The organism is Candidatus Tisiphia endosymbiont of Ptychoptera albimana, assembly GCF_964026605.1.
Lineage (GTDB): Bacteria > Pseudomonadota > Alphaproteobacteria > Rickettsiales > Rickettsiaceae > Tisiphia.
Genome location: NZ_OZ032164.1, coordinates 1,333,909 through 1,348,983, shown reverse-complemented (window position 1 = coordinate 1,348,983; position 15,075 = coordinate 1,333,909). Strand labels below are relative to the sequence as shown.

Annotated in this window: 13 protein-coding genes and 2 tRNA genes; 9 read left to right on the top strand and 6 right to left on the bottom strand. The window is 33.6% G+C overall.

Annotation, left to right across the window (positions count from 1 at the left end):
- Positions 1-123 precede the first annotated feature (123 nt).
- Entirely contained in the window at positions 124-2,112 is a 1,989-nt protein-coding gene (gene uvrB, locus AAGD36_RS06445; protein WP_341756027.1) for an excinuclease ABC subunit UvrB, read from the bottom strand.
- A gap of 76 nt (positions 2,113-2,188) precedes the next feature.
- Here uvrB and grxC point away from each other — a divergent pair, with 76 nt between their 5' ends.
- From grxC to AAGD36_RS06430, 3 genes are all read left to right on the top strand, one after another.
- The gene (gene grxC / locus AAGD36_RS06440; RefSeq protein WP_341755364.1) at positions 2,189-2,461 is read left to right on the top strand and encodes a glutaredoxin 3; all 273 of its coding nucleotides are present in this window, start codon (positions 2,189-2,191) and stop codon (positions 2,459-2,461) included.
- A 116-nt stretch (positions 2,462-2,577) separates the two neighbouring features.
- Positions 2,578-2,654, top strand: a tRNA-His gene (locus tag AAGD36_RS06435).
- A gap of 127 nt (positions 2,655-2,781) precedes the next feature.
- Positions 2,782-2,858, top strand: a tRNA-Arg gene (locus AAGD36_RS06430).
- Between the two features lie 94 nt (positions 2,859-2,952).
- Here AAGD36_RS06430 and hemF read toward each other — a convergent pair.
- Both hemF and AAGD36_RS06420 read right to left on the bottom strand, forming a co-directional pair.
- Positions 2,953-3,789 carry an oxygen-dependent coproporphyrinogen oxidase gene (gene hemF / locus AAGD36_RS06425; RefSeq protein WP_410521259.1) on the bottom strand — a complete coding sequence of 279 codons (837 nt, stop codon included), beginning with the start codon at positions 3,787-3,789 and terminating at the stop codon, positions 2,953-2,955.
- A gap of 28 nt (positions 3,790-3,817) precedes the next feature.
- Positions 3,818-5,113 carry an MFS transporter gene (locus AAGD36_RS06420; protein WP_341755362.1) on the bottom strand — a complete coding sequence of 432 codons (1,296 nt, stop codon included), beginning with the start codon at positions 5,111-5,113 and terminating at the stop codon, positions 3,818-3,820.
- Between the two features lie 411 nt (positions 5,114-5,524).
- Here AAGD36_RS06420 and AAGD36_RS06415 point away from each other — a divergent pair, with 411 nt between their 5' ends.
- Positions 5,525-7,072, top strand: coding sequence for a patatin-like phospholipase family protein (locus tag AAGD36_RS06415; RefSeq protein ID WP_341755361.1), 1,548 nt, complete (start codon positions 5,525-5,527; stop codon positions 7,070-7,072).
- A gap of 130 nt (positions 7,073-7,202) precedes the next feature.
- The gene (locus tag AAGD36_RS06410; protein ID WP_341755360.1) at positions 7,203-8,057 is read left to right on the top strand and encodes a cytochrome c oxidase subunit 3; all 855 of its coding nucleotides are present in this window, start codon (positions 7,203-7,205) and stop codon (positions 8,055-8,057) included.
- Between the two features lie 147 nt (positions 8,058-8,204).
- Here AAGD36_RS06410 and bcp read toward each other — a convergent pair whose 3' ends face one another.
- The 3 genes from bcp to AAGD36_RS06395 all read right to left on the bottom strand — a co-directional run bounded on the left by bcp (position 8,205) and on the right by AAGD36_RS06395 (position 10,314).
- On the bottom strand, positions 8,205-8,693 hold the full coding sequence (bcp, locus tag AAGD36_RS06405) for a thioredoxin-dependent thiol peroxidase (protein WP_341755359.1): 489 nt from the start codon (positions 8,691-8,693) through the stop codon (positions 8,205-8,207).
- Positions 8,694-8,709: 16 nt separating this feature from the next.
- Positions 8,710-9,408 (bottom strand): SURF1 family protein, encoded by a 699-nt coding sequence (locus tag AAGD36_RS06400; protein WP_410521258.1) that lies wholly within the window; start codon positions 9,406-9,408, stop codon positions 8,710-8,712.
- Positions 9,409-9,495: 87 nt separating this feature from the next.
- Complete coding sequence (locus AAGD36_RS06395) at positions 9,496-10,314, bottom strand: glutamine synthetase (RefSeq protein ID WP_410521233.1); 819 nt, start codon at positions 10,312-10,314, stop codon at positions 9,496-9,498.
- On the opposite strand from AAGD36_RS06395, the gene pgeF reads away from it, so the two are divergent.
- The 4 genes from pgeF (at position 10,315) to AAGD36_RS06375 (ending at position 15,052) form a co-directional block, all read left to right on the top strand.
- On the top strand, positions 10,315-11,049 hold the full coding sequence (gene pgeF, locus AAGD36_RS06390; RefSeq protein ID WP_341755356.1) for a peptidoglycan editing factor PgeF: 735 nt from the start codon (positions 10,315-10,317) through the stop codon (positions 11,047-11,049).
- Between the two features lie 127 nt (positions 11,050-11,176).
- Positions 11,177-12,340, top strand: a complete 1,164-nt coding sequence (gene dnaN / locus AAGD36_RS06385; protein ID WP_341755355.1) for a DNA polymerase III subunit beta — start codon at positions 11,177-11,179, stop codon at positions 12,338-12,340.
- Positions 12,341-12,621: 281 nt separating this feature from the next.
- Complete coding sequence (sdhA, locus tag AAGD36_RS06380; RefSeq protein WP_341755354.1) at positions 12,622-14,412, top strand: succinate dehydrogenase flavoprotein subunit; 1,791 nt, start codon at positions 12,622-12,624, stop codon at positions 14,410-14,412.
- A 4-nt stretch (positions 14,413-14,416) separates the two neighbouring features.
- Positions 14,417-15,052 carry a histidine phosphotransferase family protein gene (locus AAGD36_RS06375; protein WP_341755353.1) on the top strand — a complete coding sequence of 212 codons (636 nt, stop codon included), beginning with the start codon at positions 14,417-14,419 and terminating at the stop codon, positions 15,050-15,052.
- Positions 15,053-15,075: the final 23 nt, after the last annotated feature.

Below are 15,075 nucleotides of genomic sequence, written 5' to 3'. Positions count from 1 at the left end.
CGGTATTGCTTATTTTGTTCATCCCCTAACCAGTACATTACTATTACTCTACTATTACTCATTCTTTAAAAGGCTTATTCTTATCCCAAACTAATGGTTAATTGGAACAGAAAGTACTTTAAATTAAGTTAGCTCTAAGGCTGCTTCTTCTAGTACATTAATTTGATCTCGTATTTTTGCCGCCTGTTCAAATTCTAAATTACTAGCCTTTTCATACATTTCCTTCTTTAATCTATCGATATGAGCTTTCAATTTCATTGGATTGTCCAATAATATATGAGTTTGTTTTTTTTTATCTAACTTACTATCCAATTTTTCTAATTCGATTAGTGCATGGATATGGTGATTAATTGTCTGCGGTACTATACCATGTTGCCTATTATATTCCTCCTGAATTTTTCTTCTTCTATATGTCTCACCTACAGCCTTATCAATAGACTTGGTGTTGCGATCTGCGTAGAGTATTACTCTTCCTTGACTATTCCTTGCAGCCCTGCCGATAGTTTGAATTAATGAGACTTCAGAACGCAAAAAACCTTCTTTATCAGCATCAAGTATCGCAACAAGTCCACATTCTGGAATATCTAAACCTTCTCGCAATAAATTAATACCAACAATAATATCTATAGTACCTTGGCGTAAATCTCTTATGATTTCCATACGTTCAAGAGTATGAACATTAGAGTGCAAATATGATACTTTATACCCTAATTCTTGTAGATAATTTGTTAAATCTTCTGACATTTTTTTAGTTAATGTTGTCACTAAAACACGAAACCCTTTATTTATCGTATATTGAATCTCACTTATCAAATCTTCAACTTGGTTAGTCGCTGGTTTTATAATACATTCTGGGTCTAGTAGTCCCGTTGGTCTAATAATTTGCTCAACCGTAACTCCTGCTGTTTCTTCCAATTCGAAAGACCCCGGTGTAGCCGAAACAAAAACCGTTTGAGGTCTAAAATCTTGCCATTCCTCAAATTTTAATGGTCTATTATCTAAGGCTGATGGAAGGCGAAACCCGTGTTCCACTAATACTTCTTTTCTTGCCCTATCACCATTATACATTGCTCTAATTTGTGGAACAGATACGTGACTTTCATCAACAAATAATAAAGCATCCTTAGGTAGATATTCAAACAAAGTTGGTGGGGGCTGTCCGTTTGCTTTACCAGTCAGGAATCTAGAGTAGTTTTCAATACCTTTACAGCTACCAGTTTCCATCATCATTTCCATATCATATTGGGTACGTTGATTTAATCTTTGAGCCTCTACTAATTTATCGTGTGCTTTAAGAAATTCTAAACGTCGTTGTAATTCCTCTTCAATTTGTGATATAGCATTTTGTACTACTTCTTTAGGTGTTACAAAGTGAGATTTAGCATAAATCACAGCTTGATCCAATTTAGCTAATTTTTCACCTGTAAGCGGATCAAATTCGCTTATATATTCAAGTTCATTGCCAAAAAATGACAATCGCCAAGCTTTATCGTTATAATGTACTGGAAATATATCAATATTATCACCTTTTACCCTAAACGTACCGCGTTCAAACCCCACATCATTACGCTCATATTGTAAATTTACTAAGTCATTAAGCAATTTATCTCTAGCATAAGTTTCTCCAGACTTAAGGCTTATTGTCATCTGATAATAAAGATTTGGTGAACCAAGACCATAAATACAAGAAACTGAGGATACAACAATTACATCCCGACGTTCCAGCAGTGACCTAGTAGCAGAGTGTCTTAATAAATCTATTTGTTCATTTATCGAAGAATCTTTTTCTATATAAGTATCGGTTTTTGCAATATATGCTTCAGGTTGGAAATAATCATAATATGATACAAAATATTCAACGGCATTATTGGGAAAAATTGCCTTCATTTCTGAATAAATTTGTGCAGCTAATGTCTTATTATGTACCATAATAAGCGATGGTCGACCGGTTCTCTCAATAATATTTGCCATAGTAAAGGTCTTACCAGAACCAGTAATACCAAAGAGTATTTGTGAACGCATTCTAGATTCAAGACCTTTAACGATTTCATTAATTGCTTTTGGCTGATCGCCAGCTGGACTATATTTAGATACTATTGAAAACTTATTTATCATTAACTTGTAACTTGCTAAAAGTTTATTATATGTGGATAATAGTTTTATAACCAATTAATATAGGGTAACTCTTATGAAAAGCATTCTTTTTTATACGGTCATCATTTATACATTAACATATTGTCCCTATTGCACTAAGGCCAAAAAGCTACTTGATCAAAAAAATATACCTTATCAAGAAATAATCGTAGACAATTATAGTGACAAGCAAAGATCAGAGTTGCAAGCTAAAGCTAATGGACAACGTACATTACCACAAATATTTATTAATGATAAGCATATTGGTGGATGTGACGCTCTTCATAAACTTGAAGAAGAAGGTAAGTTAGATGAATTAGTAAAATAATATCATATAATTATGACAGCAAAAATTCTAAGAATAAAAGTATTAAGTCATGGTAACTTGGTTTGAATATACTTGACTTATGGGTGATAATAATTTACTTTAACGCAGGTTACATGGCGGATGTAGCTCAGTTGGTTAGAGCATCAGATTGTGGATCTGAGGGTCGCGGGTTCAAGTCCCGTCATTCGCCCCATATTTGTTAGGTTAAAAATTCTTCTCTCAGATAAAGCCATAGGGTAATTTAAAAGTTACGATCAGTAGTTGCTATTAGCGAAAAATATCTATTGTATTTTCATGTTTGAGAAGCAGCAATAAATTAAGCATTCGTAGCTCAGCTGGATAGAGCGTTGCCCTCCGAAGGCAGAGGTCGTTGGTTCGAATCCAATCGAATGCACCAATTACTTGAGAGTCTAAGGATTTAATAATGAGTGAAAAAGGTTCTATAATAGTGGCTTTTACCTTTTGCACAAATTTGATATTTATTATAAAAGCTACCAGCGTACTTCTGGGGGCAGAGACATTAATATTGCTTCAACGTTGCCATTTGTCATTAAGCCAAACATTGTCCCACGATCATATAATAAGTTAAATTCAACATATCTACCACGACGCACTAATTGATAATCCTTTTGTTCATTAGTCCAAGGCAGTAGCATCTTTGTTCTAACAATTTCAGGATATACTGTTAAGAATGTTTGTCCCACGTCCTTAGTAAAAGAAAAATCATTATTAAAATTTCCAGTATTTAAATAATCATAAAATATACCGCCTACTCCCCTTGGCTCATTTCTATGTTTTAAGTAAAAATACTCATCACATTGTTTTGTAAATTTAGGATAATAATTTGGATCATGTTTATCACAAGCATGTTTAAAAGCATTATGAAATTTTGTCGTCTCATTTTCATTAGGGTAAAATGGCGTTAGGTCTCCACCACCGCCAAACCAATGATTAGCAGTTTCAATATAGCGGGTGTTGAAATGTACCGCTGGTATCAATGGAGAAGTAAGATGAGCCACGATAGAAATACCAGTAGCAAAGAATTGCCTACTATTTTCCGTACCCAGTATATTTTTACTAAACTCTGGAGATAATTCTCCAAAAACTGTAGAAATATTCACCCCAACTTTCTCGAATAAGTTACCACGCATTACAGACATTACGCCACCACCGCCGTTTTTTCTGTCCCATGGTGTTCGTATGAATCTCGCAGCAGCTAAACCTTGCACCTTACTATATTCAAGTTCAATTTTCTCGAATTCAGTACATACTTGATCACGTAAATTTGTAAACCATGTTACTACTTTCTCTTTGTTGCTAATCATAATAATTTATACCATCACTATAGTGGGAATGTTAAAACAACTTATTATATCTCTTTCTAGTTTTGAAAGAATTCCTGCTAAGTAGACGTCTTATTTCATTTCTCATAAAATAAATGATAACTAAAAATATACTAGAAATAGTCATAATATAAAAGGCAGGAGCATAAAACAAGCCTGTTTTTTCAACAAGCCAACGAGAAATAAGAGGAGAAGTGCCACCAAATATAGTAATACCCAAATTATAACTAAAGGATACCCCTGAAAATTTTTGTTCAGGAGTAAATAAAGATATAATAAAGCTATAGGCTGCCCCAGCTATTGCCCCACTAAGAATACCTAAGATAGTTAGTGCTAGAATTTGTTGCCACATGAACGGTAATGACATAGATAACAAAATAGGTAAAGCCAATATCAAGATCGCTAAGCTTACTAAAGCTAAAGTCTTAAATTTTCCAATAATATCAGTTAATCCACCAAATAATGGCATAGATACCATCGCTATAAAATTTGCATATAATGAATAAATAAGGGAAGTTGTATTATCAAAATGCATAACATCCTGGTAATACACATTAATGTAGGTTTTTACTAAATAGACGACGCTACTAGCAACTGCACCTGTACAAAAGGTTAAAAACATCGCTTTCCAAGCTGTCTTAACTACGTTGATAAAAGGTGCTTTTAAAGTTTTCTTTTGTTCAGATAACATTTTAAAAATTGGAGTCTCTGATACACGAAGACGCAAATAGAAACCAACAAGCCCCATAACTCCGCCTAGTAAAAATGCAAAACGCCAAGCAAAATCAAAATGATAAAAATATTGTCCAATAATAATTCCTACAAGAGTGGCTATTAACGTACCAGCCATATTTGAGCCATGTACTAAACCAGCAGTAAAACCTGGTCGTAAATTTTGATGATGTTCTAGAATAAAAATGGCAGCTCCAGCTCCTTCACCACTAATACATAAGCCTTGAAAAAGACGCATTATGATTAATATTATCGGTGCATAAACTCCTATGTCATGATAGGAAGGAATTAGTCCCATAGTAAATGTTGGTATAGTCATACCAAGCATGGAAATAATTAAGGCTATACGCCTTCCATATTTATCGCCAACATAACCAAAAAATATACCACCAATTGGTCTAGTAATGAATCCTACTGCAAATACCCCGAGAGTCCATAATATTTGTAAAAATTTTGAGCTTGAAGGAAAAAATGTGTGACCAATTACTAATGCAAATACTGAATATACTGTGAAATCATAATATTCTAGTATATTTCCTGAAATTGCTGATAAAAAAACGGATTTAGGTTTGCTCATCTATATCTTATCAATCAAATTTAATTAAATCGGATTATAGACTACTTAACCAACTTATAAAGTGTAAAATAATTTTATTTTCTTGCGACAAGTTATATATATTACAGGAAAGTTAATTACTATTTAGTATATAGTGATTATTATACAATACAGGTAGATAATAATTAGTAGTTTGTATCATCTATAACTTGATCTTTTTGACAAGCTCTTCCACTATGTATGTTGTATACTGCTCGTAACTGAAGAGTTGATAGACGATAGAATCAAAATCATGATTAGTAGCAGGAATCAAAGGGTCGAGGTGCTAGGCGTACATTTAGTACGTGGCTACCTACGATCCCTGAAGACGACAACACAATTCTCGATTTTTATCGAGTATATAAAATGTTTTTTATTTAGTGAGTTATAATTATGGCAGACATAGGTGAAGCAAAATTGAATAAAATAGATAAAATACAAGAGAGAGGAATAGATAAAATACAAGAAAATAGGATTCTCTCTATCTCAGGTGGTGGAGTTAAGGGAATTGCTGAGTTGGTTGTACTTGCAGAAATTGAGGAAATGACAGGCAAACCTATATCTGAATTATTTAATATTATTGCTGGCACTAGTGTTGGTGGATTAATTGCAACTTTATTAACAATCCCTAAAGAGGAAGGATCAAAGAAACCACTTTTTTCAGCAAAACAAGCCTTAGAAATATTTGAAAGTAGTGCTGAGAATATTTTTCCACAAAAGTGGTATCATACTGGTGGAGTGCTAGATAAATTAGTTAAACATAAATATAGCCAAAGCCCTCTTAAAGAAATATTAAAAGAATATTTGGGTGATAGTAAATTTTCTGACACTGAGACTACAGCTCGTATCATGGTACCTGTTTTTGACGTGAGTGGAAAAAATGATCCTCATAAGCTCTTTGATAGTTCTGATCCTACTAGTCAACTTGCTAATAAAAGAGATGTAGTTCTTGCTACTGCAGCAGCTCCTACCTATTTTAAACCTGTTATTAGCGAGGATGGTGAGAGTGCTTTTGTTGATGGAGGGTTAGGTGCTAATCGTCCAGCGGCAGCAGCTCTAAGGACTCTTAAAGAGGGATTGAGTAGTATTGAACAAAGAGAAATGTTAGATCGTACGATGGTTTGTTCAATAAATTTTGCAATAACGGATACGGAGAAAGTGATACCATCAAAATCATTTGATGGTATGATAGGTTGGGGGACTACTGGAAAAATAGTAGATAAACTTATGCGTGCTAGTGAGGCAGCTTCTACCAAGGAAGTTAAACGAGATCTACCGGGAGATGGGGAATTTATAGAGCTCTTACTTCCTCTACCAAAAGAATGCTCAAAGTTAGACAATTCTAGTTCGGCTAATATAGCTAAATTAAAAGAAGCTGGTAAGCAATATGTGGCAAATAACAAAGAATTACTTGTGAGTCTCTGTAAAACATTAGTTGAGGGTGTCAATAGAGAAGAGAGTCTAAAAGCAACAAATATTGACGAATCTAATGTTTTTAGTGAGTTAGTAGAGAACGATAATACTGATGAAGGACAAGATAATAATGCTTCCAGTACTGTTAGTAATCGTGTAATATCGAAAGAATGTGATAAACAACAATTATTGATTAAAGATTTAAATGATAGTCAATATGAAACTTTACAAAAAAGCTTGAGTACTTTAACTCCTAGGGAATCTCAGCTTCTAGAAATGTTCTTACAAGTATTAGATAATACACAAATTGAAGCTTTATCCGGTCGGATTAGCTCAATCATCAACGGTAATCATATGGATGAAATACCTGAGTTAACTAATTCTCAAAATATGCTTCTTAACTCTTTTAGTAAGATGTTTATACCTGATAATGATTATAATACTTGTGGTCAAGAAGCTTTAGCTCAAGAAGTACCGTGTGATGGAAGAGGCTCAGATTTTTCACACGCTCCTCCTGAAGTGTATTAATTGTAATTACCCCAGTTCAGGATAAGAATTAACTAATTCTTATCCCGAATTCGCGTCTGTTGAGTATATTCTTGATATTTACAGAAGATAGCATAAAATAACCAAGCAGTGAATTGCTTATGAGTTTGTTATGTTACATATATCTATTAAAAACAATGATGTTGTTTCTTTAGAAGAAAAACAACATCTATTTCATCTCGTTGATCCGAGTCCTTGGCCAATCCTAACTTCATTTGCCTTATTGCTTTTAGCTAGCGGTAGCATAATGTTTATGCATGCATATAGATTTGGTGAGTATGTTTTTGGAGCTGGTATTCTTTCAGTGATTTTTTGTTTATATTCATGGTGGAGTGATGTAATTAAAGAGGGATTAATTGGAAAACATCATACGCAGCCAGTAAGAATTGGTTTAAGAATAGGTATGGCACTATTTATCTTGTCAGAGATAATGTTTTTTGCTGTATTTTTTGGATCATTTTTTAAGGCAAGTCTTTTCCCTGTAGGAGTGCTAGATGGTATATGGGTGATAAAACCTGGTGTATGGCCTCCTGCTGGTATTCAAACATTTGATCCTTTTGACATTCCTTTTATTAACACATTGATTCTTTTGTTGTCCGGTACAACAGTAACTTGGGCACATTATGCTCTTGAGGAAAATAACCAAAAGGATTGTATGACCGCTCTTAGCTTTACCATAATACTTGGTGTATTATTTAGTTTAATGCAAGCTTATGAATATCATCATGCAACTTTTAAATTTAAAGATGGTATCTATTCTTCTAATTTTTATCTAGCAACCGGTTTCCATGGTGTTCACGTGATAATTGGCACTATATTTCTAAGTGTTTGTTATTATAGAGTGCGGCGAGGTGACTTTGTAAAAGGTAATGGTCATTTGGGTTTTGAATTTGCAGCTTGGTACTGGCATTTTGTCGATGTAGTATGGTTGTTTTTGTTCACTTTTGTATATGTTCTTGGAAAATAGACTGTTAAAATATAGACATGTTTATATTAGACTTGCTGCATAAATCAAAGATAGTTGAGGGATTTTTAGGAGAAACGAAGCCGGCTACCTTCGCGTACACAGACGTACGTGAGGAGCGGAGGCGAGTTTCGACGACAAAATCACCAACTAGATTGACTTATGCAGTAAGTCTATTATTTTCCGTACTTGATTTAATACGTCTTCAGCATGTCCAGCCACTTGTACTTTTGACCAAATGTAAGCTATCTTGCCTTTTTTATCTATTAAGAAAGTAGCTCTATTAACTCCCATATATTTTTTACCAAACATTGATTTTTCTACCCAAACTCCATATTTTTCACAAGTATCGGAATTAGAATCTGATGCAAGATCAAAGTCCAAACAATATTTTTTCTTGAATTTATCGTGAGAATTTAAGTCATCCTTTGATACACCAATAATGACAGCATTCATTTTTTCAAATTCTAGTTTTAATTTATTAAAGTCACCGGCTTCGATAGTACAACCTGGTGTATCATCTTTAGGATAAAAATATAATACAACAACTTTTCCTGCTAAATCTGACAAATTAACTGTACTATTATTATCTATTGGCATAGTGAAATTTGGTGCAGTATCGCCTATTTTTAATGTCATAACTACTCCTTTATATTTATTTTATTTCTTTTTTAGACAAATTATAAATTACAAAAATTACTGCTAACGAGATCGCTAATGCAAACCAAGTTATGGCATATTCTAAATGATCATTTCTGACATTCAGCAAATTTTCAATCGACAAACTTTTAAGAATATCAGATCGATTGTTATTACCCTCCATAACTAAATAAAAATCTTCTAATTTTAAGCCAAGAACATCAGAGGCTTGAGTTAAATCCAAGGTAAACCAAACATTATTTTTAACATCATTATCCAGTACAAACAGCTTTGTTTTTTCACCGGGAAGAATTACACCTGTGATTTCCATAGAGTTATCTATTATATTATCAATATTTTTTTTATGCCTCCCAGCAAACCACCCTAGTACAACCAAGATTATCTTGTTATCATCAGTTTGAAATGGGGTAACTAAATAATAACCATCTTTTTCAGTGGACATTGATCTGCGTCCATAAAGATGTAAATTCTTACCCTCTAGAAAATGACCGTTCACTCTTATTTTAGCATATAATTTATTTCCACTAAGTGTTTTTATATTAATTGACGGATTATTAAGATTATTTTTCATTGAACTTAAAAACAGTTCTTTTTCCTGTAATCTAGCAATTTGCCAAAACCCAAGTGATAAGAGAATTACAAATGCTAATATAGTAAGTAATAAAGGTAATAATTGAACTTGGCACTTACCGATTTTTAAAGTATTTTTTTTTAAAGTTTGTAACACTATAATTTCTTCATTATTTCTAGTAGTGATTCTAGAGTAGCTAGTTCTCTTTGTCTATTGAGTATATATAAAAAACTCCAAATTAAATAGCTCTAATGCTTCTGTTAATGATTTGGGGAATGACACTAAATTATATTGTTGATCAAAAGCATTGCCATATATTTTGTTGATATTATTTATTTTATCAGGAAATTTTAGACCTAGAAATATAGAGTTTAAAATAGTAAAAATTGCCAAATAAGGATCAGTGAGTGGATTTGCTATTCTATGTTCTAGTCTTTTAGGAGAGAGGTCAGGGATGCGCAGTGCAACAGTTCTATTATTATTACCAAAAGATACATTAGTTGGTGCCATAAAATTCTTATCCAAACGAAGATAATCATCTTCATTTGGCATGAATATCAAGAAAGTGTCAAGCATATAATGACAGATACTTTGAGCCATTAGATCAATATTAAGTATACAATTCTCCAAATTATTTGGAGATATAAAATTTACATGAAAATGCATACTACTACCATAATCGCTTGCAAATGGTTTGGCAGAAAAATTTACATTACCTCGTAATTTTTCTGCAATAATTTGTATTTTAGACTTAGTGCTACTAATTTTTTCTATATACTCAATTATATTAGTAGAAGGCGGCAAATCTACCTCAAATTGATTAGCTCCTTTTTCTTTCTTAACGGCTATTCCAAGTAAAGTTTGAAATTCGAGTGGATTAATATTTTTACTTAAATAAAATTCTATTTCCACTCCGATGCAAGCTATTAGCGAGTAGTCTGTTCGAAATTTCTTAATGATTTTTTGTAAAGCATTGTTCTTTTTCAAATGATCTGATAGTGTATGGATAAATTGCTGTAGGGTGGTCATGTGGATGAGTTTATAAAAAATAAAGTTTATTATAAAATTTTTGATGGAAGCTTCAAGCAATCTAGTCATATTTATAGTAAAAAAAATAAGTTGGGTGATTCTAGGATATTAGAAAGTGTCGAGAATAATCGGCTAACAGTAGTTAAACATTATGATGCCAAGAACATTGTTATCCTACAGCAAGTTCATGGTAACAAAGTTATTGATGCTGATAGTGATATTGAGACTGATCCGGAAGCTGATGGGGCAGTTACTACCAAAAAAAATCTAGTACTAACAGTACAAACTGCTGATTGCGTTCCTATTCTACTTAGTAGCGAAGATGGTAAGGTTATAGGGGCAGCTCATTGTGGTTGGCGTGGAGCTAAAGCTGGTATCACTAATAATTTGGTAAAACTAATGCATGAGAAAGGAGCAAAAAATATTAAAGCTATTATTTGCCCTAGTATTCAACAATATTCTTATGAGGTAGACCAAGAATTTTACGATAATTTTATAAAGCAACGGGCTAAGAACTCAAAGTTTTTTAGTAGCTCTTTGAGAACAAAGCATTATATGTTCGATTTACCAGCTTATGTAGAACTTCAACTGCAAGAAGCTAGTATTAAAGATATAACAAGGATGCTAGAAGATACATATACTACCCCTGAGAAATATCCAAGTTATCGACGTTCCTGTCATACTGGAGAATTATATAACCGTACCATATTATCCACCATTGTAATTAAAGGATAAATAACACTAGATGAGAATCAACTACATGGGAAACATATTTGTATTTATTTGTTAGATAGTATATAATATGTATACTTCTCCTACTTCAAGAGTAAGTTTGCACTGAGGTTAATTATGGATAAATACTATGAATAATAATAACTTAAAAACAATAGTTGAGACAAAAACATTAACTCATGCTTTGGCTTTTGCCAATTCTGTGGTAGAAAAACGTAACGTAATTGCTGAGCTTAGTCATGTTAAATTATCATCTAAGGATGGTAAGCTAGAGCTAATAACTACTAACATGGAAATATATTTAAGCCAAAAAGTAGCAGCTCAAGTAATAAGTGAAGGCGAAATAATGGTATCTACTAAAACATTAAATGACATAATAAGAAAGATATCTGATAATGATGTAACACTTAGTGTCTCAAATGAAACAGATCAACTTGAAATTCTAGGAAAGAATTGTGCTTTTAACCTACTAACCCTACATGCTAACCAGTTCCCTGCGTTAGATGATATTAATGTTGAAGCTACTTTAAAAATATCTTGTAGTGATTTTGTTAAAATGATCGACGGTACTTTGTTTTCGGTATCCGTTGATGAAACTCGTTATAATCTTAATGGTGTTTATTTCTACGTAAAAGATGAAGAATGTTGTATGGCTAGCACCGATGGGCATAGATTATCAGTGTCAGTAGTAAAAATAGCCAATAATGCTAGCGAATTTGGAGTTATTTTACCTAAAAAGACTCTCGAGGAAATTGTTAAGATATTGAAAGATCCTAAGAATATCCAACTAGAGACTGAAATTTTTCTAAGTGTTAATAGGATTAAATTTGTTTGTAATGATATTATAATGGTATCAAAACTAATTGATGGAACTTTTCCGGACTATCAAGCTTTTATCCCAGTAGAGAACAACTATAAACTTACTATTAATACCAAGTTGCTAGCTGATGCTATAGATAGAGTAGCGACAATAACTATAGACAAATTTCAAGCAATAAAATTGATTTTATCAAAAGACTTGCTTGAAATTACCGCTTCTGGAGAAACAAGAGGTGTGGCTAAAGAATGTATACCATGTTCTCTAGATGAAAGTAATTTATGCATTTTTGATCATGAAGATACTCTGTCTATAGGTTTTAATCCTAAATATCTTACTGATGCACTAAGTGCTGTGTTAAGTGCTACTAAAGCAAACCAAGTTGAGCTATACTTTTTAAATGCATCATCACCAATGTTATTGAAAACCCTTCAGAATCCTAAAGATGTTTTTGTGATTATGCCAGTTAAGGTTTAATATTTACCTGAATTCGATGTATAACTAACATGAAAAGGTTTTAGCAAAAACCGTCATTGCGAGGAGGCACAAAGTGCCGACGTGGCAATCTTGTGAAGAAGAGCTTAAATTACCTCGAGGTCGCCTAATAAAGGTAGATATTATTTCATGAGATTGCCACGTCGGCGATTTCATCGCCTCCTCGCTAATAGACGATCAGCAGCCATTTTAATAGTGGTTATATAAAAAATGTAGGGTACTATGAACAAAAGGATTATTACAAACAAAAGGAATTTATATAAATGTCTAAATCTTATAATATTATCCACCATGAATTTGATGTAGTGGTAGTTGGAGCAGGTGGGGCTGGTCTTAGGGCTACTTTTGGTATGGCGAAAGAGGGCTTAAATACTGCTTGCATTAGTAAGGTTTTTCCAACTAGGAGTCATACTGTGGCTGCCCAAGGGGGCATTAGTGCTTCTCTTGGTAATATGGGGCAAGATGATTGGCGTTGGCATATGTACGATACAGTAAAAGGCTCGGATTGGTTGGGTGATCAAGACGCGATTGAGTATATGTGTAAACATGCAGCTGCAGCAGTGCTAGAGCTTGAGCATTATGGAGTACCTTTTTCTCGAACAGAAGAAGGCAAAATTTATCAACGTCCCTTTGGTGGCATGACAACAAATTATGGTAAGGGACAAGCAGCTCAAAGGACTTGTGCTGCAGCAGATCGTACTGGTCATGCAATATTACATACTTTATATCAACAGGCTTTAAAAAATAAAGCCCAGTTTTTTATCGAATATTTTGCCCTTGATTTATTAATGAATAATGGAGAATGTGTAGGGGTAGTTGCTTGGAATCTTGATGACGGAACAATTCACTGTTTCCATGCTCACTTAGTGGTATTAGCTACTGGCGGGTATGGTAGAGCTTATTTTTCTGCAACAAGTGCTCATACTTGTACTGGTGATGGAGGTGGCATGGCGGCAAGAAGTTCTATTGCCTTGCAAGATATGGAATTTGTCCAATTCCACCCAACTGGTATATATGGAGCTGGTTGCTTAATTACCGAAGGTGCTAGAGGAGAAGGGGGGTATTTAGTAAATTCTAATGGAGAGCGATTTATGGAACGATATGCTCCCGCTGCTAAGGATCTTGCTTCAAGAGATGTAGTATCAAGAGCTATTACCATGGAAATCAGAGAAAATAGAGGGGTAGGAGAGCATAAAGATCATGTATTCTTACATTTAGATCATTTACCGCCGGAAATTCTTCACGAACGTTTACCCGGTATTTCAGAGACGGCTAAAATTTTTGCTGGTATTGATGTAACTCTTCAGCCAATACCTGTATTACCAACAGTGCATTATAATATGGGGGGAATACCAACAAATTACCATGGGCAAGTTATTGATAAAGATCAGGATGGTCATAACAAGATTATTCCTGGGTTAATGTCAATTGGTGAGGCTGCTTGCGTTTCAGTACATGGAGCTAATCGATTAGGCTCAAACTCTCTGCTTGATTTAGTAGTATTTGGTAGAGCCGCAGCACAAAAAGCTGCTGAAATTGTTAAAGTAGGGCAAAAGCATAAAAGCTTGCCGGAGTCTATATTGGATAAAATAATTAGCAGATTTGATGGTATACGTCATGCTAAAGGGGGTCTACCAGTAGCTGACTTAAGACTTAAAATGCAAAAAATCATGCAAAATCATGCAGCGGTATTTAGAATTCAAGAGGTTCTAGATGAAGGAATAGAAATGATTGACCAAGCAAGAAAGGAATATGCTGATATTCAGGTTAATGATAGATCATTAATATGGAACAGCGACTTGGTTGAAGCATTAGAACTAGCTAATTTATTAGATCAAGCGGTAATTACTGTACACTGCGCAGCGGCTAGAAAAGAGAGTAGGGGAGCTCATTCTAGGGAGGATTACCCAGAGCGTAATGATGAAGAATGGATGAAACATACACTCGCTTGGATTGATGAGAAAGGTAAGGTGAAGTTAGATTACAAACCTGTAACTCTTACAACTTTGACAGATGAAGTAGATAGCATTTCGCCAGCTAAACGAGTTTATTAAGAATATGCTAAATTCACTAAAATTATGCCAAGCTTTAAATGAAAAAATATGTCATGATTTTGCAGGATCAATAGGTGTTATAGATAATGCTATTGGGTTAATAAAAACTATAGAGTATCAAGAGAAAGCTACTAAACTGGTTCAGGATAGTATAAATAGACTCATGAGCTATTTACAGTTTCATCGTTATGTATACTCTCTACCTTCTGAGGGGAACAAAATTGCTATTGCAGAAATTAATAGATTAAGTACTGATTTTTTAAAATCAAAAAATCATAATATTGAACTAGTGTTCACAAGGTTAATCAGCACAAATATCGATGACAATATAGCTCAGATTATTATGTGTTTAATTGTTGCGGCATCTAGCAATATATACAGAGATGCTGTTATTAAGATTGAACTAGAGATACAAAATGACAATTTTATTGGTATAAAGATTGTAGTAACATCTCCAAACCTCAGGCTTGATCAGGATAGAGCAGATATTTTGCTTGGAAACAGAACTATTGATGATGTAAGTATCGAAAACGTTCATGAATATTACACTTACTACTTAATTACGGAATATGGTTATAAATTAGCTATTACTCCATCAACCGATTCAGTGGAGTATATACTCGTTGGAAATCTCTATTAGCAATTGCATAGATAGAACCAATG